Origin of the sequence: Escherichia sp. MOD1-EC5189 (genome assembly GCF_002966045.1) — a bacterium.
In the GTDB taxonomy this organism is placed as follows: Bacteria; Pseudomonadota; Gammaproteobacteria; order Enterobacterales; family Enterobacteriaceae; genus Escherichia; species Escherichia coli_F.
In genome coordinates, this window is record NZ_PTRX01000018.1 from 28,633 (window position 1) to 54,190 (window position 25,558).

At 52.5% G+C, this 25,558-nt stretch carries 24 protein-coding genes; 15 read left to right on the forward strand and 9 right to left on the reverse strand.

Annotated elements, in window-relative coordinates:
• Both mlaE and mlaF read right to left on the reverse strand, forming a co-directional pair.
• Positions 1 to 783 (reverse strand): lipid asymmetry maintenance ABC transporter permease subunit MlaE, encoded by a 783-nt coding sequence (mlaE, locus tag ATB02_RS15920; protein WP_000925795.1) that lies wholly within the window; start codon positions 781 to 783, stop codon positions 1 to 3.
• Positions 784 to 790: 7 nt separating this feature from the next.
• A complete protein-coding gene (gene mlaF, locus ATB02_RS15925; RefSeq protein ID WP_000438245.1) occupies positions 791 to 1,600 on the reverse strand; it encodes a phospholipid ABC transporter ATP-binding protein MlaF in 810 nt (269 codons plus the stop codon).
• A gap of 209 nt (positions 1,601 to 1,809) precedes the next feature.
• Between mlaF and ATB02_RS15930 the strand changes: the two genes are divergently transcribed.
• The 12 genes from ATB02_RS15930 to yrbL all read left to right on the forward strand — a co-directional run bounded on the left by ATB02_RS15930 (position 1,810) and on the right by yrbL (position 10,618).
• Entirely contained in the window at positions 1,810 to 2,787 is a 978-nt protein-coding gene (locus ATB02_RS15930) for a calcium/sodium antiporter (RefSeq protein WP_032185194.1), read from the forward strand.
• A gap of 13 nt (positions 2,788 to 2,800) precedes the next feature.
• A complete protein-coding gene (kdsD, locus tag ATB02_RS15935; RefSeq protein WP_001352909.1) occupies positions 2,801 to 3,787 on the forward strand; it encodes an arabinose-5-phosphate isomerase KdsD in 987 nt (328 codons plus the stop codon).
• A 20-nt stretch (positions 3,788 to 3,807) separates the two neighbouring features.
• Positions 3,808 to 4,374, forward strand: a complete 567-nt coding sequence (kdsC, locus tag ATB02_RS15940; protein ID WP_032185195.1) for a 3-deoxy-manno-octulosonate-8-phosphatase KdsC — start codon at positions 3,808 to 3,810, stop codon at positions 4,372 to 4,374.
• On the forward strand, positions 4,371 to 4,946 hold the full coding sequence (lptC, locus tag ATB02_RS15945) for an LPS export ABC transporter periplasmic protein LptC (RefSeq protein ID WP_000030537.1): 576 nt from the start codon (positions 4,371 to 4,373) through the stop codon (positions 4,944 to 4,946). The genes kdsC and lptC overlap by 4 nt, the downstream gene beginning before the upstream one ends.
• A complete protein-coding gene (lptA, locus tag ATB02_RS15950) occupies positions 4,915 to 5,472 on the forward strand; it encodes a lipopolysaccharide ABC transporter substrate-binding protein LptA (protein ID WP_000669785.1) in 558 nt (185 codons plus the stop codon). Before lptC ends, lptA begins: the two co-directional genes overlap by 32 nt.
• Positions 5,473 to 5,478: 6 nt before the next feature.
• Positions 5,479 to 6,204: an LPS export ABC transporter ATP-binding protein gene (gene lptB / locus ATB02_RS15955; RefSeq protein ID WP_000224099.1), complete on the forward strand. Its 726-nt coding sequence runs from the start codon at positions 5,479 to 5,481 to the stop codon at positions 6,202 to 6,204.
• Positions 6,205 to 6,251: 47 nt separating this feature from the next.
• Positions 6,252 to 7,685, forward strand: a complete 1,434-nt coding sequence (rpoN, locus tag ATB02_RS15960) for an RNA polymerase factor sigma-54 (RefSeq protein ID WP_000809051.1) — start codon at positions 6,252 to 6,254, stop codon at positions 7,683 to 7,685.
• 22 nt (positions 7,686 to 7,707) lie between these two features.
• Complete coding sequence (hpf, locus tag ATB02_RS15965) at positions 7,708 to 7,995, forward strand: ribosome hibernation promoting factor (RefSeq protein WP_001176599.1); 288 nt, start codon at positions 7,708 to 7,710, stop codon at positions 7,993 to 7,995.
• Between the two features lie 117 nt (positions 7,996 to 8,112).
• Complete coding sequence (gene ptsN / locus ATB02_RS15970; protein ID WP_000183679.1) at positions 8,113 to 8,604, forward strand: PTS IIA-like nitrogen regulatory protein PtsN; 492 nt, start codon at positions 8,113 to 8,115, stop codon at positions 8,602 to 8,604.
• A gap of 45 nt (positions 8,605 to 8,649) precedes the next feature.
• Complete coding sequence (rapZ, locus tag ATB02_RS15975) at positions 8,650 to 9,504, forward strand: RNase adapter RapZ (protein ID WP_000243741.1); 855 nt, start codon at positions 8,650 to 8,652, stop codon at positions 9,502 to 9,504.
• Positions 9,501 to 9,773 (forward strand): PTS phosphocarrier protein NPr, encoded by a 273-nt coding sequence (npr, locus tag ATB02_RS15980; protein WP_000216791.1) that lies wholly within the window; start codon positions 9,501 to 9,503, stop codon positions 9,771 to 9,773. Before rapZ ends, npr begins: the two co-directional genes overlap by 4 nt.
• Before the next feature lie 212 nt (positions 9,774 to 9,985).
• Positions 9,986 to 10,618: a PhoP regulatory network protein YrbL gene (gene yrbL, locus ATB02_RS15985; protein WP_032185196.1), complete on the forward strand. Its 633-nt coding sequence runs from the start codon at positions 9,986 to 9,988 to the stop codon at positions 10,616 to 10,618.
• On the opposite strand, the gene mtgA is transcribed toward yrbL, so the two are convergent.
• The 4 genes from mtgA to ATB02_RS16005 form a co-directional block, all read right to left on the reverse strand.
• On the reverse strand, positions 10,615 to 11,343 hold the full coding sequence (gene mtgA / locus ATB02_RS15990; protein WP_000047076.1) for a monofunctional biosynthetic peptidoglycan transglycosylase: 729 nt from the start codon (positions 11,341 to 11,343) through the stop codon (positions 10,615 to 10,617). The genes yrbL and mtgA overlap by 4 nt on opposite strands.
• On the reverse strand, positions 11,340 to 11,993 hold the full coding sequence (elbB, locus tag ATB02_RS15995; protein ID WP_105271882.1) for an isoprenoid biosynthesis glyoxalase ElbB: 654 nt from the start codon (positions 11,991 to 11,993) through the stop codon (positions 11,340 to 11,342). The genes mtgA and elbB overlap by 4 nt, the downstream gene beginning before the upstream one ends.
• Before the next feature lie 229 nt (positions 11,994 to 12,222).
• Positions 12,223 to 14,559 carry an aerobic respiration two-component sensor histidine kinase ArcB gene (arcB, locus tag ATB02_RS16000; protein WP_032303845.1) on the reverse strand — a complete coding sequence of 779 codons (2,337 nt, stop codon included), beginning with the start codon at positions 14,557 to 14,559 and terminating at the stop codon, positions 12,223 to 12,225.
• A 95-nt stretch (positions 14,560 to 14,654) separates the two neighbouring features.
• Entirely contained in the window at positions 14,655 to 15,584 is a 930-nt protein-coding gene (locus ATB02_RS16005) for a TIGR01212 family radical SAM protein (RefSeq protein ID WP_105271894.1), read from the reverse strand.
• Positions 15,585 to 16,258: 674 nt separating this feature from the next.
• Here ATB02_RS16005 and gltB point away from each other — a divergent pair.
• The 3 genes from gltB to ATB02_RS16030 all read left to right on the forward strand — a co-directional run bounded on the left by gltB (position 16,259) and on the right by ATB02_RS16030 (position 23,461).
• Positions 16,259 to 20,719 carry a glutamate synthase large subunit gene (gltB, locus tag ATB02_RS16020; protein WP_105271883.1) on the forward strand — a complete coding sequence of 1,487 codons (4,461 nt, stop codon included), beginning with the start codon at positions 16,259 to 16,261 and terminating at the stop codon, positions 20,717 to 20,719.
• A gap of 12 nt (positions 20,720 to 20,731) precedes the next feature.
• Positions 20,732 to 22,150 (forward strand): glutamate synthase subunit GltD, encoded by a 1,419-nt coding sequence (gene gltD / locus ATB02_RS16025; protein WP_000081680.1) that lies wholly within the window; start codon positions 20,732 to 20,734, stop codon positions 22,148 to 22,150.
• A 183-nt stretch (positions 22,151 to 22,333) separates the two neighbouring features.
• On the forward strand, positions 22,334 to 23,461 hold the full coding sequence (locus tag ATB02_RS16030; protein WP_000445121.1) for a PDDEXK nuclease domain-containing protein: 1,128 nt from the start codon (positions 22,334 to 22,336) through the stop codon (positions 23,459 to 23,461).
• 59 nt (positions 23,462 to 23,520) lie between these two features.
• Here the strand turns inward: ATB02_RS16030 and nanQ are convergent, their stop codons facing one another.
• The 3 genes from nanQ to ATB02_RS16045 are packed head-to-tail and all read right to left on the reverse strand — an operon-like array spanning position 23,521 to position 25,543.
• Complete coding sequence (nanQ, locus tag ATB02_RS16035) at positions 23,521 to 23,985, reverse strand: N-acetylneuraminate anomerase (RefSeq protein WP_000979880.1); 465 nt, start codon at positions 23,983 to 23,985, stop codon at positions 23,521 to 23,523.
• Positions 23,982 to 24,857 (reverse strand): N-acetylmannosamine kinase, encoded by an 876-nt coding sequence (nanK, locus tag ATB02_RS16040; protein ID WP_001559999.1) that lies wholly within the window; start codon positions 24,855 to 24,857, stop codon positions 23,982 to 23,984. The genes nanQ and nanK overlap by 4 nt, the downstream gene beginning before the upstream one ends.
• Complete coding sequence (locus tag ATB02_RS16045) at positions 24,854 to 25,543, reverse strand: N-acetylmannosamine-6-phosphate 2-epimerase (protein WP_105271884.1); 690 nt, start codon at positions 25,541 to 25,543, stop codon at positions 24,854 to 24,856. Before ATB02_RS16045 ends, nanK begins: the two co-directional genes overlap by 4 nt.
• Positions 25,544 to 25,558: the final 15 nt, after the last annotated feature.

Consider the following 25,558-nt stretch of genomic DNA (forward strand, 5'->3'; position numbering starts at 1 on the left):
TCAATTCCCAAACATCAATGCGGTCAGCACAAAATCCAGCCCCAGAACAGCCAGAGACGAGTGGACAACGGTGCGAGTGGTTGCCCGGCTAATCCCGGCAGACGTCGGGATGGCGTCGTAGCCGTTAAACAACGAAATCCACGTCACCGTGATGGCGAACACCACGCTCTTAATCAGACAATTGACCAGATCCATACGCCAGTCGACGGCATTTTGCATTGCCGACCAGAAGAACCCGCTATCAATGCCTTTCCAACTGACGCCGACCAGAGATCCGCCCCAGATCCCCACGGCGACGAAGATAACCGTCAACAGTGGTAATGAAATAACCCCAGCCCAGAAACGGGGAGAAATAACCCGACGCAACGGATCCACCGCCATCATCTCCATACTGGAGAGTTGCTCTGTAGCGCGCATCAGGCCGATTTCTGCGGTTAGCGCCGAACCAGCACGCCCGGCAAACAACAACGCGGCAACCACCGGCCCCAGTTCACGCAGTAGCGATAACGCCACCAGCATACCCAGACTGGTTTCCGCACTATAAGTGGTCAGAACCAGATAACCTTGCAGCCCCAGCACCATTCCGATGAACACGCCAGAAACCACAATAATCAGCATCGACAGGACGCCGACATTATAGAGCTGGCGCACCAGCAGCGGCGCATGTTTGCGAAATTCCGGTTTGCCGACCAGCGCATTGAATAACATTAACCCGGCCCGCCCGAACGTTCTCAGGGTTTTAATCCCTTTATGTCCGAGCGACGCCAGCGCATTTAACAGCATGAGTGGCTTAACTCCCTGGTAAAAGATCAGCGTGATAATCGCCGGCAGGATAGCGGAACGGAACAGGCCCGTCAGCTATCCCGTCCAGAAACTGACGTACGCGCGGATCAGGATTCGCCTGCAACGCCTGGGCGCTGCCATGAGCGACAATTTTTTTGTCCGCCAGGATCCAGGCGTGATCCGCAATACTTAACACTTCCGGCACATCGTGAGAAACCACCACGCAGGTCACGCCCAGCGCGCTGTTCAGCTCAGAAATCAGCTTCACCAGTACGCCCATGGTGATAGGATCTTGCCCAACAAAGGGTTCATCAAACATGATGAGATCCGGCTCCAGCGCAATTGCTCGCGCCAGCGCTGCACGCCGCGCCATCCCACCGGAAAGTTCAGAAGGCATTAGTTTAGCCGCTCCACGCAGCCCCACGGCCTCCAGCTTCATCATCACCGTACTATGCAACAATGGCGCGGGAAGTTGAGTATGTTCGCGCAGTGGATAGGCAACGTTGTCAAATACGTTCATATCAGTGAACAACGCCCCGGACTGAAATAACATGCTCATCCGTTTGCGCACTGTATACAGGCGCGAACGAGACATCGCCGGAATATTCTCACCATCGAAAAGGATCTCACCATGATCTGGTGCGATTTGCCCGCCAATCAGACGGAGTAGCGTCGTTTTACCGATGCCCGATGGTCCCATGATCGCCGTGATCTTCCCTCGCGGCACGGTCAGGGAAATATTATCGAAGATGCAGCGATTGCCACGCGTAAAACTGACATCGCGCATATCGACTAAATTCGCCACAGACTGCTCCATAATTCACCCTTCGTCTTGCGTTGATTTTCTAAGCATGGCGCTCAATTTAACCTTGAACCCAACATATTTACAGAATATTACCCGCCGTGGTTAGCGAAAGCTGGCATTTGTTTTACTTTTTAGCCGCATAAAGTCAAAATTAAGAATCCGTTACGGCTTTCTGAAAATCTTCAGCGGACCGGCGAGTATACCTGAAGAAAGGACGTTAGATGCTTTTAGCTACGGCACTGTTAATTGTTGGTTTACTTTTGGTCGTTTACAGTGCCGACCGCCTGGTATTTGCCGCGTCCATTCTTTGCCGATCCTTTGGCATACCGCCACTGATCATCGGCATGACGGTGGTCAGTATTGGCACATCGTTACCAGAAATCATCGTTTCGCTTGCCGCATCACTGCACGAACAACGCGATTTAGCCGTTGGTGTAGCCCTCGGATCAAACATTATCAATATTTTGCTGATCCTCGGTCTGGCTGCGCTGGTACGTCCTTTTACCGTCCATTCCGATGTTCTGCGCCGCGAATTACCCTTAATGTTGTTGGTCAGTGTGGTGGCCGGTTCCGTACTCTATGACGGACAACTTAGTCGCAGCGATGGTATCTTTCTCCTCTTTCTGGCTGTGCTATGGCTGCTGTTCATTGTTAAACTTGCACGTCTGGCTGAACGTCAGGGGACTGACAGCCTGACCAGAGAGCAGCTTGCAGAGCTGCCGCGTGAAGGCGGATTGCCCGTCGCGTTTTTATGGCTCGGCATTGCGCTGATCATCATGCCAGTGGCCACGCGGATGGTGGTTGATAACGCCACGGTGCTGGCGAATTACTTTGCCATCAGCGAGTTGACGATGGGTCTGACGGCAATCGCTATCGGAACCAGTCTGCCAGAGCTGGCAACCGCAATCGCGGGGGTTCGCAAAGGTGAAAACGACATTGCTGTCGGGAATATCATTGGCGCAAACATTTTTAATATTGTCATCGTGTTGGGTTTACCCGCGCTGATAACGCCTGGAGAGATTGATCCACTGGCGTACAGCCGTGACTACAGCGTGATGTTGTTGGTGAGCATTATTTTTGCGTTGCTGTGCTGGCGGCGCTCCCCGCAACCGGGCCGTGGTGTAGGGGTATTATTAACTGGCGGATTTATCGTATGGCTGGCGATGTTGTACTGGTTATCGCCAATACTCGTTGAATAACTGGAAACGCATTATGTCGCACGTAGAGTTACAACCGGGTTTTGACTTTCAGCAAGCAGGTAAAGAAGTCCTGGCGATTGAACGTGACTGCCTGGCGGAGCTTGATCAATACATCAATCAGAATTTCACGCTTGCCTGTGAAAAGATGTTCTGGTGTAAAGGGAAAGTTGTCGTCATGGGGATGGGGAAATCGGGGCATATTGGGCGCAAAATGGCGGCAACGTTTGCCAGCACTGGTACACCTTCATTTTTCGTCCATCCAGGTGAAGCTGCTCATGGTGATTTGGGTATGGTCACCCCGCAGGACGTGGTGATTGCTATCTCTAACTCCGGTGAATCCAGCGAAATCACGGCCTTAATTCCAGTGCTTAAGCGTCTTCACGTGCCGTTAATCTGCATCACCGGTCGCCCGGAGAGCAGCATGGCGCGCGCCGCAGATGTGCATCTGTGTGTTAAAGTAGCGAAAGAAGCCTGTCCGTTAGGGCTGGCACCGACCAGCAGCACGACCGCCACGCTGGTTATGGGCGATGCCCTCGCTGTCGCGCTGTTAAAAGCACGCGGCTTTACTGCTGAAGATTTTGCGCTCTCACACCCCGGCGGCGCACTGGGTCGTAAACTTCTGCTGCGCGTAAACGATATTATGCATACGGGCGATGAGATCCCGCATGTTAAGAAAACGGCCAGCCTGCGCGACGCGTTGCTGGAAGTTACCCGCAAAAATCTTGGTATGACGGTCATTTGCGATGACAATATGATGATTGAAGGCATCTTTACCGACGGTGATTTACGCCGTGTCTTCGATATGGGTGTGGATGTTCGTCAGTTAAGTATTGCCGATGTGATGACGCCGGGGGGAATACGTGTACGCCCTGGCATTCTGGCCGTTGAGGCACTGAACTTAATGCAGTCCCGCCATATCACCTCCGTGATGGTTGCCGATGGCGACCATTTACTCGGTGTGTTACATATGCATGATTTACTGCGTGCAGGCGTAGTGTAAAGATTCAAGGATAAACAACAATGAGCAAAGCAGGTGCGTCGCTTGCGACCTGTTACGGCCCTGTCAGCGCCGACGTTATGGCAAAAGCAGAGAACATTCGTCTGCTGATCCTCGACGTTGATGGCGTACTGTCAGATGGCCTGATTTATATGGGTAATAACGGCGAAGAGCTGAAAGCGTTCAACGTTCGTGACGGTTATGGCATTCGTTGTGCGCTCACCTCTGATATTGAAGTCGCTATCATTACCGGGCGAAAGGCTAAACTGGTAGAAGATCGTTGTGCCACATTGGGGATCACTCACTTGTATCAGGGGCAGTCAAACAAACTGATCGCCTTTAGCGATCTGCTGGAAAAACTGGCGATTGCCCCGGAAAATGTGGCTTATGTCGGCGATGATCTCATCGACTGGCCGGTAATGGAAAAAGTGGGTTTAGGCGTCGCCGTGGCCGATGCGCATCCACTGTTGATCCCGCGCGCCGATTACGTAACGCGCATTGCTGGCGGTCGTGGCGCAGTGCGAGAAGTTTGCGACTTATTACTCCTGGCGCAGGGCAAACTGGATGAAGCCAAAGGGCAATCGATATGAGTAAAGCCAGACGTTGGGTTATCATTGTGCTATCACTGGCGGTTCTGGTGATGATCGGCATTAATATGGCCGAAAAAGACGATACCGCCCAGGTGGTCGTCAACAACAATGATCCCACCTATAAAAGCGAGCATACGGACACGCTCGTCTATAACCCAGAAGGGGCACTAAGCTATCGATTGATTGCTCAACACGTTGAATATTATTCCGATCAGGCCGTTTCGTGGTTTACGCAGCCGGTACTTACCACGTTTGATAAGGATAAAATCCCGACATGGTCCGTAAAAGCAGATAAAGCCAAGCTGACCAATGACCGGATGCTCTATTTATATGGACACGTTGAAGTCAACGCACTCGTGCCGGACTCTCAACTTCGCAGAATCACGACGGATAACGCGCAGATCAATCTGGTGACGCAGGATGTTACCTCTGAAGACCTTGTCACGTTATACGGAACAACATTTAACTCCAGCGGTCTGAAAATGCGCGGCAACTTACGCAGCAAGAACGCCGAGCTGATTGAAAAGGTTAGAACATCCTATGAAATTCAAAACAAACAAACTCAGCCTTAATCTTGTGCTTGCCAGCTCACTTCTGGCCGCCAGCATTCCGGCATTTGCCGTAACCGGAGACACTGATCAGCCGATCCACATTGAATCGGACCAGCAATCTCTTGATATGCAAGGCAACGTGGTGACCTTTACCGGTAATGTCATCGTCACCCAGGGCACCATCAAAATTAATGCCGACAAAGTGGTCGTTACCCGTCCGGGCGGCGAACAAGGTAAAGAAGTGATTGACGGCTACGGTAAACCGGCAACGTTCTACCAGATGCAGGACAACGGTAAACCCGTTGAAGGTCACGCTTCCCAGATGCACTACGAACTGGCAAAAGATTTTGTCGTTCTGACGGGTAATGCTTATCTGCAGCAGGTCGATAGCAACATTAAGGGTGATAAGATCACTTACCTGGTGAAAGAGCAGAAAATGCAGGCGTTCAGCGACAAAGGCAAGCGCGTAACTACCGTTCTGGTGCCGTCGCAGCTGCAGGACAAAAACAACAAAGGCCAGACCCCGGCACAGAAGAAGGGTAATTAATTCGTTATGGCAACATTAACTGCAAAGAACCTTGCAAAAGCCTATAAAGGCCGCCGCGTGGTAGAAGACGTCAGCCTGACCGTCAACTCCGGGGAAATTGTCGGTCTGCTGGGGCCAAACGGTGCCGGTAAGACCACCACTTTCTACATGGTTGTTGGCATTGTGCCGCGCGATGCGGGCAATATCATTATTGATGATGACGATATCAGTCTGCTGCCTCTGCATGCGCGCGCGCGCCGCGGTATCGGCTATCTGCCGCAGGAAGCCTCCATTTTTCGTCGCCTCAGCGTTTACGATAACCTGATGGCGGTACTGCAAATTCGTGACGACTTGTCTGCTGAACAACGTGAAGACCGCGCGAACGAGCTGATGGAAGAGTTTCACATCGAACACCTGCGTGACAGCATGGGGCAGTCACTCTCCGGGGGTGAACGTCGCCGTGTAGAAATTGCCCGTGCACTGGCTGCGAATCCGAAATTTATTCTGCTTGATGAACCGTTTGCCGGGGTTGACCCGATCTCGGTTATCGACATCAAACGCATCATTGAGCACTTGCGCGACAGCGGCCTGGGCGTGCTGATCACCGACCATAACGTGCGTGAAACGCTGGCGGTTTGTGAACGCGCTTATATCGTCAGTCAGGGGCATTTGATCGCCCACGGCACGCCTACAGAAATCTTACAAGACGAACATGTTAAGCGTGTATACCTTGGGGAAGACTTCAGACTCTGATAGGGTAGAAGTTTGCGACGTTTTATCAGGAGAGTACGATTCTGAACATGAAGCAAGGTTTGCAACTCAGGCTTAGCCAACAACTGGCGATGACGCCACAGCTCCAACAGGCTATTCGTCTGTTGCAGTTGTCGACGCTGGAACTTCAGCAGGAGCTACAGCAGGCGCTGGAGAGTAATCCGCTGCTTGAGCAAATCGACACTCATGAAGAAATCGACACCCGCGAAACGCAAGACAGTGAAACACTGGACACCGCCGACGCACTCGAACAAAAAGAGATGCCGGAAGAGCTGCCGCTCGATGCCAGTTGGGACACCATTTACACCGCTGGTACACCCTCCGGCACCAGCGGTGACTACATTGACGACGAGCTGCCGGTCTATCAGGGCGAAACAACGCAGACCTTGCAAGATTACCTGATGTGGCAAGTCGAGCTGACACCGTTTTCCGACACAGACCGCGCTATTGCTACCTCTATCGTCGATGCCGTTGATGACACCGGTTATCTGACTGTTCCGCTGGAAGATATTCTCGAAAGTATGGGCGATGAAGAAATCGACATCGATGAAGTTGAAGCCGTCCTGAAGCGGATCCAACGGTTTGATCCGGTCGGCGTAGCGGCGAAAGATCTGCGTGACTGCCTGCTGATCCAACTCTCCCAATTCGACAAAACTACGCCGTGGCTGGAAGAGGCGAGACTGATCATTAGCGATCATCTCGATCTGTTAGCCAATCACGACTTCCGCACCTTAATGCGCGTCACGCGACTGAAAGAAGATGTGCTGAAAGAAGCCGTCAATCTGATCCAGTCGCTCGATCCACGCCCCGGACAGTCGATCCAGACTGGTGAACCGGAGTATGTTATTCCAGATGTACTGGTGCGTAAGCATAACGGTCACTGGACGGTAGAACTCAACAGCGACAGCATTCCGCGTCTGCAAATTAACCAACACTACGCTTCGATGTGCAATAACGCGCGCAACGACGGTGACAGCCAGTTTATCCGCAGCAATCTGCAGGATGCCAAATGGTTGATCAAGAGTCTGGAAAGCCGTAACGATACGCTACTACGCGTGAGTCGCTGTATCGTTGAACAGCAGCAAGCCTTCTTTGAGCAAGGCGAAGAATATATGAAACCGATGGTACTGGCCGATATCGCCCAGGCTGTCGAAATGCATGAATCGACGATATCTCGCGTGACCACGCAAAAATACCTGCATAGTCCACGAGGCATTTTTGAACTGAAGTATTTCTTTTCCAGTCACGTCAATACCGAGGGCGGCGGCGAAGCTTCCTCAACGGCAATTCGTGCGCTGGTGAAGAAATTAATCGCGGCGGAAAACCCAGCGAAACCGCTAAGCGACAGCAAGTTAACCTCTTTGCTGTCAGAACAAGGTATCATGGTGGCACGCCGCACTGTTGCGAAGTACCGAGAGTCTTTATCCATTCCGCCGTCAAACCAGCGTAAACAGCTCGTTTGACCCAACCGATAAGGAAGACACTATGCAGCTCAACATTACCGGAAATAACGTCGAGATCACCGAGGCACTGCGCGAATTTGTTACTGCTAAATTTGCCAAACTTGAGCAATATTTTGACCGAATCAACCAGGTCTATGTTGTTCTGAAAGTGGAGAAAGTCACCCATACCTCAGATGCAACACTGCATGTAAACGGTGGTGAAATTCATGCCAGCGCGGAAGGTCAGGACATGTACGCTGCCATTGATGGCTTAATTGATAAGCTGGCACGCCAGTTGACCAAACATAAAGATAAACTGAAACAACACTAATTGTCCGGGCAATTAGCATGTGCATGGCGGCCTGTTGTGCGGCACAACGGGCCATTTGTACAGTTAATGCTCCGAACCTGTTCCACCGTTTGAGTGAGCAGGTTCTTAGGTGAAATTATGACAAATAATGATACAACTCTACAGCTTAGCACTGTTCTTAACAGGGAATGTACGCGAAGCCGCGTCCACTGTCAGAGCAAAAAACGCGCCCTGGAAATCATCAGCGAGCTGGCGGCGAAACAACTTAGCCTGCCGCCTCAGGTGGTTTTTGAAGCTATCCTGACGCGGGAAAAAATGGGCAGTACCGGTATCGGCAATGGTATAGCCATTCCGCATGGCAAACTGGAAGAAGATACTCTGCGCGCCGTTGGCGTTTTCGTTCAGCTCGAAACGCCCATAGCTTTCGATGCCATTGACAACCAACCAGTAGATTTACTGTTTGCGTTGCTGGTTCCGGCTGACCAAACCAAAACGCACCTGCATACTCTGTCGCTGGTGGCGAAACGTCTGGCGGATAAAACCATCTGCCGCCGTTTACGCGCAGCCCAGAGCGATGAAGAGCTGTATCAAATCATTACGGATACCGAAGGTACTCCGGATGAAGCGTAGTTATTCGGTAATGTCTCTTTTAGACGTTGTGAGGAGAAACAGTACATGGTACTGATGATCGTCAGCGGACGTTCAGGTTCAGGTAAATCTGTCGCCCTTCGTGCGCTGGAAGATATGGGTTTTTACTGCGTGGATAACCTCCCCGTAGTGTTGTTACCCGATCTGGCTCGAACTCTGGCCGATCGCGAGATTTCTGCCGCCGTCAGCATTGATGTTCGTAATATGCCGGAGTCACCAGAAATATTCGAACAGGCGATGAGTAACCTACCTGACGCTTTCTCACCGCAACTCCTGTTCCTGGATGCCGACCGTAATACCTTAATTCGTCGTTACAGTGACACGCGCCGCCTGCATCCGCTTTCCAGCAAAAACCTGTCGCTGGAAAGTGCTATCGACAAAGAAAGCGATCTACTGGAACCACTGCGTTCGCGAGCGGATCTGATTGTCGATACCTCAGAAATGTCCGTTCACGAGCTGGCAGAAATGTTGCGTACCCGTTTACTGGGTAAACGTGAACGCGAACTGACCATGGTCTTTGAGTCTTTCGGCTTCAAACACGGTATCCCTATCGATGCAGATTACGTCTTTGACGTGCGCTTCTTGCCGAACCCGCACTGGGATCCAAAACTGCGTCCGATGACAGGTCTTGATAAGCCTGTCGCCGCGTTCCTCGACCGCCACACAGAAGTACACAATTTTATTTACCAGACGCGAAGCTATCTTGAGCTATGGTTACCTATGCTGGAAACCAACAACCGTAGCTACCTGACGGTCGCCATTGGTTGTACTGGCGGGAAGCACCGTTCGGTGTATATTGCAGAGCAGTTGGCAGACTACTTCCGTTCACGCGGTAAAAACGTCCAGTCACGCCATCGTACGCTGGAAAAACGTAAACCATGACCGTCAAGCAAACTGTTGAAATCACAAACAAGCTGGGCATGCATGCCCGGCCTGCAATGAAGCTGTTTGAATTAATGCAGGGTTTTGACGCTGAAGTGCTGTTACGTAACGATGAAGGCACTGAAGCTGAAGCCAACAGCGTTATTGCGCTGCTGATGCTGGATTCTGCCAAAGGACGGCAGATTGAAGTCGAAGCGACCGGTCCACAGGAAGAGGAAGCACTGGCCGCCGTTATCGCTCTCTTTAACTCTGGTTTTGATGAAGATTAATTTTCATCACTTTGACATACAAATCCCTTCAAGCTCCCCCCGACAATAAAAAAAGCGCGTACTGAAATCGTTATTAATGACGGAAATTGTACATTTTGTGCGCTTTTCACTTTCAGAAGAACCTTAAGAAAACCTTAAGAGGCATTGTTTAGGTTTTGTTTAAGTTATTCGACCATACTGGAGATCGTCAGAAAATATTTCCAGGAGATGGTATGATTCGCTTATCTGAAAAAAATCCCCTGGGCACCGGAAGACATCGGAAATGTTATGCGCATCCGGAAGATGCCCAACGCTGTATCAAGATTGTCTACCACCGTGGTGATGGTGGTGATAAAGAGATCCGCCGTGAGTTAAAGTATTACGCGCATCTTGGTCGCCGGTTAAAAGACTGGAGTGGAATACCGCGCTATCACGGTACCGTGGAGACGGATTGCGGAACGGGTTATGTCTACGATGTGATTGCCGATTTCGACGGTAAGCCCTCCGTTACGCTGACCGAATTTGCAGAACAATGCCGTTACGAAGAAGACGTTGCACAGCTGCGCCAGTTACTGAAACAGCTGAAACGTTATTTGCAGGATAACCATATCGTGACGATGTCGTTGAAGCCGCAGAATATCCTCTGTCACCGCATCAGTGAGTCAGAGGTTATCCCCGTCGTCTGCGACAACATTGGTGAAAGCACGTTGATTCCACTGGCGACCTGGTCAAAGTGGTGTTGTCAGCGAAAGCAAGAGCGGTTATGGAAACGGTTTATCGCCCAGCCGGCACTGGCTATTGCCCTACAGAAAGATCTGCAACCACGTGAGAGCAAAACGCTGGCCCTCACTTCGCGCGAAGCTTAATTCAGCTGGTGTTGTTGCATAAACGACTCACCGCCTAACTGATACATCTGCCGTAAAATCCACGCCTGACGGCTACGCACATAGCCCGATGGCGCGGAGACTTTGAAACGCAGTGGATTAGGTAATACGGCAGCCAGTAACGCAGCTTCCGACCGGGTAAGTTTGCTCGCGGGTTTGTGGAAATAACGTTGTGCCGCAGCTTCGACGCCAAACACACCGTCGCCAAATTCGGCGATATTCAGATAAACCGTCAGGATACGCTTTTTGCTCCAGACTGTTTCTATCCCCAGCGTTAATCCAGCTTCCAGCCCTTTTCGAACCCAGCTACGCCCATCCCATAAAAAGAGATTTTTGGCTGTCTGCTGAGAAATCGTTGAAGCACCGCGAATACGGTTTTCATTGCGCTCGTTGTGCGCCAGGGCTTGCTCAATGGAAGCGACATCAAAGCCCCAGTGCTCAGGAAACTTCTGATCTTCTGCGGCAATCACCGCCAGTCCCATCCACGGCGAGATTTGATCCATACTGACCCAGTCAGAATGTGCCACGTAACGAAAATTGCCATGCAGCCAGGCGCTGACTTGTCGCTCGGCCATTACCGCTGAGAAAGGAACAGGCGCAACGCTAAACAACGCGATGCCCCCGCCCCAGAAAACGGCGAGGACAACCATTAACCGTAGAAGAAAACGGCGAACGAAACTAAACACCGTTAAGCGGCTTTTACTCATTCAGTCAGAACCAGCACGCGGGAAACCAGCTTATCAATGCCGCTCGCCGCTTCTGCAATGTTCTGCGCCAGCATATATGCCGGGGTGGTGACAATCTTATTGTCTTCATCAATCACGATATCATCGACAGGACACGGCACATGCTCCGCGCCCATCTCTTCCAGCACTTCTGCGGTATCGATATCAGTACCAATGGTCAAACGCAGCGGGAAATCGAAAATTTTCGGCAGCATCGCCGGGGCAATACACATAAAACCAAGCGGTTTTCCGGCCTGATGCATCGCTTGTGCCAGCGCCTTTAATTCACGGTCAACGGTGCATTCGCTACCAAGACTGGCAAAATTGCTTAAATTCTTCGCCGCGCCAAACCCCCCCGGCACAATCAACGCATCCAGTTCAGCGGCATCGGCCTGAGCCAGAGGACGGATTTCACCGCGCGTTATTCGTGCCGCTTCAATCAGCACATTGCGCGTTTCCGTCATCGCTTCGCCAGTTAAATGGTTGATAACATCAACCTGCTGCTTATCCGGTGCAAAGCAGACCGCCTGCGCACCGCTGCGTGAAATAGCTAACAACGTCAACACCGCTTCATGAATTTCAGAACCGTCATAGACGCCGCATCCGCTCAGAATTACGCCAATTTTCTTCATTGTGATCATCCTTTCGCAATTGACTGAAACACATTAATTTTTTTAATAAAAATGCTACGCATCACACATTTAACTGATTCATGTAACAAATCATTTAAGTTTTGCTATCTTAACTGCGTGCGGCCTGAAAAAAAGTGCTGTGCCCTTGTAACTCATCATAAAAATTTACGGCGCAGCCAAGATTTCCCTGGTGTTGGCGCAGTATTCGCGCACCCCGGTCTAGCCGGGGTCATTTTTTTGTGGCTTTTGCCACCCACGCTTTCAACACGTCTACGTCGTGACGCCACTCTTCTTTCATCTCTTCAATCCATTCACCGACGTTATCTTCCCACGCAGGAAGGTCAGGAGACTGAATTTGCTGACCCAGCTGTTGCAGATGGCGTAACCCCACTGAACCCGCCGCGCCTTTAATTTTATGCCCTTCCTCGACGATGCCTTTTTTATCCTGCGCCGTCAGGTTCGACTCCAGTACACTCACATAGCCCGGCATCATCTTCTCAAACACCGCTAACCCGTCGGTAATCAGCTTCGGTCCTACAAGTTCGAGATACTGTTCCAGCATGGGAATATCGAGCAATGCTTCTGATTTACTGTTCTCTTCTGTCGTCACCGTGCTCTCCTCATCATCCTGGGTATCCCAGAATTTCTTGATCATCGCGGTTAGCGCTGGAACAGAAAGCGGCTTACTCAGCACATCATCCATTCCAGCATTGAGGTACTCTTGTTTGTCTTTCAGCACGTTAGCGGTTAAGGCTACCAGCGGTGGTAAATCCTCGCGCGGATATCGCTTCGTCAGTTCACGAGAGATATCCAGCCCGGTCATATCTGGCAACTGAATATCCAGCAACACCAGGTCGTATTCGCCCGGTTTAAACATCTCCAGCGCCGTCTTGCCGGTCATGGCGACATCAACGCTGTTACCTAATTTTTCCAGCACAGAGCGTGCGACAATCACGTTCAGTTCAATGTCTTCCACCAGCAGCACATTCAGCGCCGGTAAAGGCATATCGTCTTCATCAAACGCATCATCAACCTCTTCTGCTACCGACGGTGCGTGGATCGTCAACGTAAAGGTGGAACCTTTGCCCTGTTCGCTGGTAACCGTAATATCGCCGCCCATATTTTTCGCCAGACGACGAGAAACGGCCAGACCAATACCGGTGCCAGTGGCGGGCTTACCGCCGTGACTGTCTTTCACCTGGTAATACATGGCGAAGATTTTATCCAGCTCATCCTGCGGAATGCCGATACCAGAGTCTTCCACTTCAAAATGCAGCATATCGCCTTCATCGTAGCGCACGCGCACGGTAACCTGGCCTTGCTGGGTAAATTTGACGGCGTTACTGATGAGGTTCCACAGGATCTGCCGTAAACGCGTCCCGTCGGTAATGACCTGATGCGGTAATGGCAGCGTCGGCTCCAGATTAAAGCGCAATCCTTTCTGTTGCGCCTGCAATGCGGAGAGATTTTCCAGATCGGCAAGGAAGCTGGTGAAATCAACCGGCTGATTATCAAGCTGGACCTTGCGCCGTTCCATCTTATCCATGTCGATAATATCGTTGAAGATATTCCCCAGCGTGACGGCAGAAACATGGATGGTTTTGAGATATTTTTCCTGCTCGGCGGTGAGTTCGGTATCCAGCAGAATGCGGCTCAGGCCGACGATACCGTTCAGCGGTGTACGCAATTCGTGACTGATGGTGGAAATAAACGTCGTTTTGTCGCGGCTGGCGCGTTCAAGTGCATCCTGATACCGCTTACGCTCGGTAATGTCGCGACCAAAGCCCATCAAACCGTGACGTTTACCCACGCGGTCGTAGTACGGCACTTTACGGATTTCAAAGCAGGCTTTGCGTCCGTCGGGATAATCCAGCCACTGCTCATAGGTCAGTGACACATTATGACGGAACACTTTTTCATCGGTTTCAATGACTTTCGCAGCGGCTTCCGGTGAGTAAACATCAGCAGGTTTCAGGTGAACCAGTTGTTTTTCGCTTTTTCCGGTCAGCAGCTCCATCGCGCGGTTACAGCCGGAAAACTCTTTATCTTCGTTACGATAAAAAACCAGGTCGGGTGAAGCATCAAGGAAGGAACGTAAGAATGAGGATTGCTGCTCGAGCTGAATTTGTGTCTCTTCGCGCTCTTTAATTTCAATTTTCAGTTGGCCGAAGGTTTCCTGCAGTTCTGCTTCCGCTTTTTCACGAACGGCAATTTCCTGATTTAGCTGGGCAATATTATCTTTTAACTGAACGTTGAGGCTCAAATCGCGCTCGCGCATCTCCTCCAGTTTTTGCACCAGCCGTGACAGACGTTGTCGTGACTCCTCCAGTTGCTCGACGACCACCGATAGAAAGTAGACCGCCCACGGCGTAATCAGCAAACCAAAGAAGATAGAACGAATAACATCAATGCTTTCGACCTGACCATGCAGCACCATGGTCACTGCCATTTGTACCACAATGGCAAGAACGACGAGGGCCAGCGCCAGCAACATTGAGAAGCGCACCAGACCTAACTTCATCATCAGGTCAACATAATACTGCGCCAGCAGACGAATTTGCTTCATTAGGGAATTCCTTCACGACAACCTGCCCCAATAATACCCAATTCTGACAGTTACGTTATAAATTGTGTGAGAAATGCGGAATTCCCCTCAATGGCCTACGCCGTTGGAGGTAGCCACGGACGTCCCAGCGCCGATCCCTGTACGCCATGTTCATTCAGATAGCGATCCAGCTCGACCATTCCCGTCCATCGATTTTCGCACCACAGCGGAGCAAGCAGCGTCGGGCGACGGGCGCTGGCGGAAATGCGGTGGTAGATCACTTCCGGTGGCGTATGGCGAATCATTTCTCCGGCAGTGAGCGTGTAATCGTCCAGTTCAATACCGTTCAAACGCCCCGCTTCCCAGGCTTTCGCCATAATGCTGCCTTTTACTATATGTAGCGGATGCAGCTTTATGCCGTCCACGCCGGTTTCAACCACTCGCTCCAGCGTTTGCAAACATTCAGTCTGCCCTTCGCCAGGCAGGCCGACAATTAAGTGAGAACACACCTTCAGCCCGCGCTCACGCGCCAACTGCGTCGTGCGCTGATAGCAGGCAAAATCATGACCGCGATTGATGCGATGCAGCGTTTTGTCGTGGGCGGTTTGTAGCCCCAGCTCCAGCCACACTTCGTAGCCCTGGTCCTTATATTCGCAAAGCAGATCCAGCACCGCATCCGGCACGCAGTCCGGGCGGGTACCAACACACAAACCGACAATATTGGCCTGGCTCACCGCCTGCTGATACATAGAACGCAGCACCTGAACTTCCGCAAAGGTGCTGGTATACGCCTGAAAGTAGGCCAGATAGCGTTTAGCGCGGTTAACTAAATTCGCCTGGTGCGCCAGTTGCTCGGCAATGGAATGATGCTGCTGCGCTTCATCGGCAAACGAGGCAACATTACAGAATGTGCAGCCACCACGCCCGATGGTACCGTCACGGTTAGGGCAGCTAAAACCGCCGTGCAGCGTCAGCTTATGCACCTTTTGCCCATAACGACGGGTGAGATCACCACCAAACATATTGACTAATTTCTGTAACTGCATAATCTGATAGACCGCGCCTTGAAAAGAGGCCAAAGCCTGCCATTTTTAGCTCAATTCGGCGATGACCTGGATCAATCGTCCCGGCCTGCCTTTATCAACTGCATAATCAATCAAAATTACCGAAATTTCATTCATAATCACATAAATCACTTTTGCTTATCTTGTGTCAGATTTTTTTATCAGGTTATGGATTTTAGGCAAAAACAGTAGCATGAAACGTCATTACCAATTAATGCAGTATAAAATACTGCCTTTCTCGTCAGTTCAAGGCAGGATAAGGGTTAACACGCCTTTATGACAGTCAGGAATTGACTGTTTCCCTAACGACGCCTCTTTTCAACTTAATTAACAAATCCTTTTTAATTTCAATAAATTAATAAAGAATTTTGCGCTAAAGCACATTTCTGTACCAATAAGCTTGCCATTTGACCTGTATCAGCTTTCCCGATAAGTTGGAAATCCGCTGGAAGCTTTCTGGATGAGCAGCCTGCTCATCATATTTATGCAGTAATTGAGATCCCCTCTTCACCGTATTAATCGATGCGAAAAGGACAACAAGGGGGCGAATGCGAGGCGCGCGTATGAAACGCAAACCCCGTCGCCACGCTCTTTCTGTGCCCGTGCGCAGCGGTTCGGAAGTGGGGTTCCCGCAGAGCCTGGGGGAGGTTCACGATATGTTGTACGATAAATCCCTTGAGAGGGATAACTGTGGTTTCGGCCTGATCGCCCACATAGAAGGCGAACCTAGCCACAAGGTAGTGCGTACTGCAATACACGCACTGGCCCGCATGCAGCACCGTGGCGCGATTCTCGCCGATGGTAAAACCGGTGACGGTTGCGGCTTGCTGTTACAAAAACCGGATCGCTTTTTTCGCATTGTTGCGCAGGAGCGAGGCTGGCGTTTAGCGAAAAACTACGCCGTCGGGATGCTTTTCCTGAATAAAGATCCTGAACTCGCCGCGACCGCACGCCGCATCGTTGAAGAAGAGCTGCAACGCGAAACGTTGTCGATTGTCGGCTGGCGTGATGTCCCCACTAACGAAGGCGTGCTGGGTGAAATCGCCCTCTCCTCTCTGCCACGCATTGAGCAAATTTTTGTGAACGCCCCGGCAGGTTGGCGTCCGCGCGATATGGAGCGCCGTCTGTTTATCGCCCGCCGCCGCATTGAAAAGCGTCTCGAAGCTGACAAAGACTTCTACGTCTGTAGCCTGTCGAATCTGGTGAACATCTATAAAGGTCTGTGTATGCCGGCGGATCTGCCGCGCTTCTACCTGGATCTTGCGGACCTGCGTCTGGAATCGGCCATTTGCCTGTTCCACCAGCGCTTCTCCACTAACACCGTGCCGCGCTGGCCGCTGGCGCAACCGTTCCGCTACCTGGCGCATAACGGTGAAATCAACACCATCACCGGTAACCGCCAATGGGCGCGTGCGCGTACCTATAAATTCCAGACACCGCTAATCCCTGACCTGCACGACGCCGCACCGTTCGTCAACGAAACCGGCTCTGACTCCAGTTCGATGGATAACATGCTGGAACTGCTGCTGGCTGGCGGGATGGATATCATCCGCGCCATGCGTCTGTTAGTGCCACCCGCCTGGCAGAACAACCCGGATATGGACCCGGAACTGCGCGCGTTCTTCGACTTTAACTCCATGCATATGGAGCCGTGGGATGGTCCGGCGGGCATCGTGATGTCCGATGGTCGCTTCGCCGCCTGTAACCTCGACCGTAACGGTCTGCGTCCGGCGCGCTATGTCATCACCAAAGATAAGCTCATCACCTGCGCCTCTGAAGTGGGTATCTGGGATTACCAACCTGACGAAGTGGTGGAAAAAGGCCGCGTTGGCCCTGGCGAACTGATGGTGATCGACACCCGCGGTGGGCGCATTCTGCACTCGGCAGAAACCGATGACGATCTGAAAAGCCGCCACCCTTATAAAGAGTGGATGGAGAAAAACGTCCGCCGCCTGGTGCCGTTTGAAGATCTGCCTGATGAAGAAGTGGGTAGCCGCGAACTGGACGACGACACGCTTGCCAGCTACCAGAAGCAGTTTAATTACAGCGCGGAAGAGCTGGACTCTGTGATCCGCGTGCTGGGCGAAAACGGCCAGGAAGCCGTCGGTTCGATGGGCGATGATACCCCATTCGCCGTGCTCTCCAGCCAGCCGCGCATTATTTACGACTACTTCCGCCAGCAGTTTGCGCAGGTCACTAACCCGCCAATCGACCCGCTACGTGAAGCGCATGTTATGTCGCTCGCCACCAGCATCGGGCGTGAAATGAACGTCTTCTGTGAAGCAGAAGGCCAGGCGCACCGTTTAAGCTTTAAATCGCCGATTCTGCTCTACTCCGATTTCAAACAGCTCACGACGATGAAAGAGGAGCACTACCGCGCAAATACGCTGGATATCACCTTTGACGTCACTAAAACCACGCTCGAAGCGACGGTCAAAGAGCTGTGCGACAAAGCAGAACAGATGGTGCGTAGCGGCACCGTGCTGCTGGTGCTTTCTGACCGGAATATCGCTAAAGATCGCCTGCCGGTTCCGGCCCCAATGGCGGTTGGCGCGATCCAGACCCGTCTGGTCGATCAAAGCCTGCGTTGCGATGCCAACATTATCGTCGAAACCGCCAGCGCCCGCGATCCGCACCACTTCGCCGTGTTGCTGGGCTTCGGCGCGACGGCTATTTATCCATACCTTGCCTATGAAACGCTGGGCCGCCTGGTAGACACCCACGCGATTGCCAAAGATTATCGTACCGTGATGCTCAACTACCGTAACGGCATCAACAAAGGCTTGTACAAAATCATGTCCAAAATGGGCATCTCCACCATCGCGTCTTACCGCTGCTCGAAACTGTTTGAAGCGGTCGGTCTGCACGATGATGTAGTGGGCCTGTGCTTCCAGGGCGCGGTTAGCCGCATTGGTGGGGCAAGCTTTGAAGACTTCCAGCAGGATCTGCTGAATCTGTCGAAACGTGCCTGGCTGGCGCGTAAGCCCATCAGCCAGGGCGGCTTGCTGAAATACGTGCACGGTGGCGAATACCACGCCTACAACCCGGACGTCGTGCGCACACTGCAACAGGCGGTACAAAGCGGCGAGTACAGCGACTATCAGGAATACGCGAAGCTGGTTAATGAGCGTCCGGCAACCACGCTGCGCGATCTGCTGGCAATTACGCCGGGTGAAAACGCAGTCAACATTGCCGATGTTGAACCGGCAAGCGAACTGTTTAAACGCTTCGATACCGCCGCGATGTCTATCGGCGCATTAAGCCCGGAAGCCCACGAGGCGCTGGCGGAAGCGATGAATAGCATCGGCGGTAACTCGAACTCCGGTGAAGGTGGTGAAGATCCGGCGCGCTACGGCACTAACAAAGTGTCGCGCATCAAGCAGGTGGCTTCTGGTCGCTTCGGCGTTACTCCGGCGTACCTGGTCAATGCTGACGTCATTCAGATTAAAGTCGCCCAGGGCGCGAAGCCGGGCGAAGGCGGTCAGTTGCCGGGTGATAAAGTCACTCCTTACATTGCCAAACTGCGCTATTCGGTGCCCGGAGTGACGCTGATCTCCCCGCCGCCGCACCACGATATCTACTCTATCGAGGACTTAGCGCAGCTCATTTTCGACCTCAAGCAGGTTAACCCGAAAGCGATGATCTCCGTGAAGCTGGTTTCTGAACCGGGCGTTGGCACCATCGCGACTGGCGTGGCGAAAGCTTATGCGGACTTGATCACCATCGCAGGCTATGACGGCGGCACCGGCGCAAGTCCGCTTTCATCGGTGAAATACGCAGGCTGCCCGTGGGAACTGGGGCTTGTTGAAACACAACAGGCGCTGGTTGCCAACGGCTTGCGTCATAAGATCCGTTTGCAGGTCGATGGCGGCCTGAAAACAGGTGTCGATATCATCAAAGCGGCGATTCTCGGCGCAGAAAGCTTCGGCTTCGGCACTGGCCCGATGGTGGCGCTCGGCTGTAAATACCTGCGAATCTGCCATCTGAACAACTGCGCCACCGGTGTAGCAACTCAGGATGACAAGCTGCGTAAGAATCACTATCACGGCCTGCCGTTCAAAGTGACCAATTACTTTGAGTTTATCGCCCGTGAAACCCGCGAGCTGATGGCGCAACTGGGCGTAACGCGCCTGGTGGATCTGATTGGCCGTACCGACCTGCTCAAAGAGCTGGACGGTTTCACCGCCAAACAGCAGAAACTGGCGCTGTCGAAGCTGCTGGAGACTGCCGAGCCTAAGGCTGGTAAGGCGCTCTACTGTACCGAAAACAACCCGCCGTTTGATAATGGCCTGCTGAACGCGCAGTTGCTGCAACAGGCAAAACCGTTTGTCGATGAGCGTCAGAGCAAAACCTTCTGGTTCGATATTCGCAACACCGACCGTTCTGTCGGCGCGTCGCTTTCAGGCTATATCGCTCAGACGCACGGCGATCAGGGTCTGGCAGCCGATCCGATCAAAGCGTACTTCAACGGCACCGCAGGCCAGAGCTTCGGCGTGTGGAACGCTGGCGGCGTGGAACTGTATCTGACGGGCGATGCCAACGACTATGTCGGTAAAGGCATGGCGGGCGGCTTAATCGCCATTCGCCCTCCGGTTGGCTCAGCCTTCCGCAGCCATGAAGCAAGTATTATCGGCAACACCTGCCTGTATGGCGCGACCGGTGGTCGTCTGTATGCCGCAGGCCGCGCGGGTGAACGTTTCGGCGTGCGTAATTCCGGTGCTATCACCGTGGTAGAAGGCATTGGCGACAACGGCTGTGAATATATGACGGGCGGTATTGTCTGTATTCTGGGTAAAACCGGCGTTAACTTCGGCGCGGGCATGACCGGCGGCTTCGCTTACGTTCTCGATGAAAGCGGCGATTTCCGCAAACGCGTTAACCCGGAACTGGTCGAGGTCTTAAGCGTTGACTCCCTGGCGATCCATGAAGAGCATCTGCGTGGTCTTATCACCGAGCATGTTCAGCATACCGGTTCCCAGCGTGGTGAAGAGATTCTGGCTAACTGGTCAACCTTCGCCACGAAATTTGCGCTGGTTAAACCGAAGTCCAGTGATGTAAAAGCACTGCTGGGTCACCGTAGTCGTAGCGCAGCAGAGTTGCGCGTGCAGGCGCAGTAAGGGGTAGCAACAATGAGTCAGAATGTTTATCAATTTATCGACCTGCAGCGCGTTGATCCGCCAAAGAAACCGCTGAAGATCCGCAAAATTGAGTTTGTTGAAATTTACGAGCCGTTTTCCGAAGGCCAGGCCAAAGCGCAGGCTGACCGCTGCCTATCGTGCGGCAACCCATACTGCGAGTGGAAATGCCCGGTACACAACTACATCCCGAACTGGCTGAAGCTCGCCAACGAGGGGCGTATTTTTGAAGCGGCGGAACTGTCGCACCAGACCAACACTCTGCCAGAAGTATGCGGACGTGTCTGCCCGCAGGACCGTCTGTGCGAAGGTTCCTGCACGCTGAACGATGAGTTTGGCGCGGTGACCATCGGCAACATTGAGCGTTATATCAATGATAAAGCGTTCGAAATGGGCTGGCGTCCGGATATGTCTGGCGTGAAACAGACCGGTAAAAAAGTGGCGATTATCGGTGCAGGCCCGGCGGGTCTGGCGTGTGCGGATGTCCTGACGCGCAACGGCGTAAAAGCGGTCGTCTTCGACCGTCACCCGGAAATTGGCGGCCTGCTGACCTTCGGTATTCCGGCTTTCAAGCTGGAAAAAGAGGTAATGACGCGCCGCCGTGAAATCTTCACCGGCATGGGTATTGAATTCAAACTCAATACCGAAGTGGGCCGCGACGTGCAGCTGGACGATCTGCTGAGTGATTACGATGCGGTGTTCCTTGGCGTCGGGACTTATCAGTCAATGCGCGGCGGACTGGAAAACGAAGACGCCGATGGCGTGTACGCAGCGCTGCCGTTCCTTATCGCCAACACCAAACAGTTAATGGGCTTTGGTGAAACTCGCGAAGAACCGTTCGTCAGCATGGAAGGCAAACGCGTGGTGGTACTTGGCGGTGGCGATACCGCGATGGACTGCGTGCGTACTTCCGTGCGCCAGGGGGCAAAGCACGTTACCTGTGCCTATCGTCGTGATGAAGAGAACATGCCGGGTTCCCGCCGCGAAGTGAAAAACGCGCGGGAAGAAGGTGTTGAGTTCAAATTCAACGTCCAGCCACTGGGTATTGAAGTGAACGGCAACGGCAAAGTCAGCGGCGTGAAAATGGTGCGCACAGAAATGGGCGAACCGGATGCCAAAGGCCGTCGCCGCGCAGAGATCGTGGCAGGATCCGAACATATCGTTCCGGCAGATGCGGTGATCATGGCGTTTGGTTTCCGCCCACACAGCATGGAATGGCTGGCGAAACACAGCGTCGAGCTGGATTCGCAAGGTCGCATCATCGCCCCAGAAGGCAACGACAATGCCTTCCAGACCAGTAACCCGAAAATCTTTGCTGGTGGCGATATTGTCCGTGGTTCCGATCTGGTGGTGACCGCTATTGCCGAAGGTCGTAAAGCGGCAGATGGGATTATGAACTGGTTGGAAGTTTAAGCTCTGTCCCAGCGCCGCCTCCTCAGAAAAGAGTCGGCGCTGAAATTCTCCTTTCTTTCTGGAAAGCGCCTCGCATAATCTTAAGAAAACCAATGTAATACGCACATCTGGATTGTTACCGGCAGATGCCCGGCGTATAGCTGATTCCATTATTCAACACTGCGCCATATAAAGGGAAAGATAATGGAATCGCTCTCAGAAGGAACCACAGCAGGCTACCAGCAAATCCACGACGGCATTATTCATCTGGTCGATAGCGCCCGAACGGAAACGGTACGTAGCGTTAACGCGCTGATGACCGCGACATACTGGGAAATTGGCCGACGGATTGTCGAATTTGAACAAGGTGGTGAGGCCAGAGCTGCGTATGGTGCGCAGCTAATCAAGCGACTATCAAAGGATTTAAGTCTAAGGTATAAGCGTGGGTTCTCTGCAAAAAACTTACGCCAAATGAGGCTTTTTTACCTCTTTTTTCAACATGTTGAAATTCGCCAGACAGTGTCTGGCGAATTAACACCATTGGGAATTCCGCAGACACCGTCTGCAGAATTCCCATCGGCAAAGATTTGGCAGACGCTGTCTGCCAAATCCTTCCCACTGCCCTGGTCCACCTACGTCCGTCTACTTTCCGTTAAAAACGCTGACGCCCGCAGCTTTTATGAAAAAGAGGCGCTCCGCTGTGGTTGGTCTGTCCGCCAGCTAGAGCGGCAAATTGCGACCCAATTTTATGAGCGGACACTACTGTCATATGACAAATCAGCCATGCTGCAACAACACGCCCCTGCCGAGACGCATATTCTTCCGCAACAGGCGATACGCGATCCCTTTGTGCTCGAATTTTTGGAATTGAAAGATGAATACTCAGAATCCGATTTTGAGGAGGCGCTGATCAACCACCTGATGGATTTCATGCTGGAACTTGGGGATGATTTTGCCTTTGTTGGTCGGCAGCGAAGGTTACGCATTGATGACAACTGGTTTCGTGTCGATCTGCTGTTTTTCCACCGCCGTTTACGCTGCCTGCTAATCGTCGATCTAAAAGTGGGCAAATTCAGCTATAGCGATGCCGGACAGATGAATATGTATCTCAACTACGCCAAAGAGCACTGGACGCTACCGGATGAAAATCCGCCCATCGGTCTGGTTCTCTGTGCAGAAAAAGGAGTCGGAGAAGCGCATTATGCACTGGCTGGTTTGCCTAACACCGTTCTGGCAAGCGAATATAAGATGCAACTACCTGATGAGAAACGACTCGCAGATGAACTCGTTCGAACACAGGCGGTGCTAGAGGAAGGCTATAGACGCCGTTAATTTCAGCGGTTTCGAATTCTGCAGACAGTGTCTGCAGAATCTTTAAAACGAACTAAGTTTTAAGCCATTAAATCAGCCTTAACCTTCACTACCACCTTTTTAATCTCACCCGGCTCGCCGACAACGCATCCCGGCTTATGCGGTTCTCCAGGCATAAACACGGCGAACATTCCCGGTTTCAGGATGATGGTTTGCTCATTCTCAATGGCGCTGCAAAGCTGGTAATCATCTTCATGGTGGAACTCTTCACACTGACGCGCAGTGCCTGCCATGCCAAACAGGATCCGTTCCTCACCGTTTAATAACAGCTGGATATCAATGTATTGCTCGTGCAGCTCCGCTTTTTTCTCAACGGGCGATTGAGTGTTAAACGTCATGACATTCATAAAGATATTGTCGCCCTGTAATTCGTAACGACCCGGTGCTTTTTCTTGCGGCCTGGCGGCTAAGGCTAGTGTTAACGCGTCCTGTAACGCAGGATGCAATCCGGCAGACGGTAATGACTGTACTTCACCCATCATCATAATTTTTCTCCCTGGGCCAACAGCGCAGCCCCAAGTAAACCTGCATCGTGGCGGTAGTGCGCCGCCAGTAAATCAACATGAAATGCCGCTGGCTCCTGCGCCAGATACGTTTCCACCAACGCCAGATACCCTTCTGCCAGACCAACGCTGCCACCGACCACTACGCACTGACAATCAGTTGTGGCTTTAATATCAGCGATCAGCCTTGCCAGCACATGTGCGGAGCGGTGAATCAGTTGCTGCGCCTGCTCATCGCCCTGCCCGGCGTGCGTGAAAATAGTTTTCGCATTCGCACCAGCCAACTCCCCTTGCGCTGCCGCCGCAATGCCGCGACCAGAAGCAATCGCCTCCACGCAACCTGTGCGTCCACAGCCGCAGACTGGACCATGCGGATCGGCAAGCGTATGCCCGATGTGCCCCGCCAGACCTCCAGGGCCGGTAAGCAGTTTGCCGCCGCTCACTACACCGCCGCCGACGCCAGTGGAAACAGTGATAAACACCATCTCAGTTATATCGCCTTCCAGCGCCTGATACTCTGCCCATGCTGCGGCCTGCGCGTCGTTAATGGCAATGGTCGGCAAATCGGTAAGCTGCTCCAGTGTTTTGACTAACGGAAAGTGTAGCAATCCACCGAGATTATGCGGATTTAGCGCCAATAAGCTGCCGTCGCGAATAATTCCGGTTGAAGCGATAGCAACCCTCTGCGCATGAGCTTGCAACGGAGAGACTAATGCGGATAAGGCATCACGCAAGGCTTCTGGTGTCTGGCTGGCTGGCGTAGGAAGTTCACGACGATCGCGGATCTGCCCGTCAGCGCCAATCAGCGCGGCGGCAAGTTTAGTACCGCCGATATCAATCGCCAGTGTGGTCATAGCACCGCCTTTTTCATCGCTGTGTTGTACCACTGGCAAATGTGTTCAAGACGTGTGATAGCAGAACCGACCGTCACCGCCCATGCGCCGTGGCACATCGCATCCGCCGCCTGAGCAGGCGTGTTGTAACGCCCTTCGGCAATCACCCGACATCCGGCGTCGCTCAACGTTTTCACCAGCGCCAGATCCGGCTCTTCTGGCGTTTCAGGTGTGGTATAGCCAGAAAGCGTAGTGCCAATAATTTCGGCTCCCAGCTTTTGGCATGCCAGGCCGTCTTCCGGCGTTGAGCAGTCGGTCATCGCCAGTAAACCGTGATGGTGGATACGTGCCAGTAGCGTTTCAACAGGCACCGGACGCGGTCGGTCGGTGCCGTCAATCGCGATGATATCCGCGCCTGCCTGCGCCAGCGCATCGACATCTTCAATATATGCCGTGATGCGTACCGGAGAATCCTCCAGATCGCGTTTCACAATCCCGATAATCGGCACACTCACCACCGCACGCGTGGCTTGCAGATTTGCCACACCTTCAATACGAATGGCAACCGCTCCCGCCTGCTCTGCCGCTAATGCCATGGCGGCGACGATTTCAGGTTTATCGAGTGGGCTGTCCGGAACCGGCTGGCAGGAGACAATCAGGCCACCGTTAGCAGCGATTTTTTGATCCAGTTGTGCAAGTAACGACATACATCTTCCCTTAGC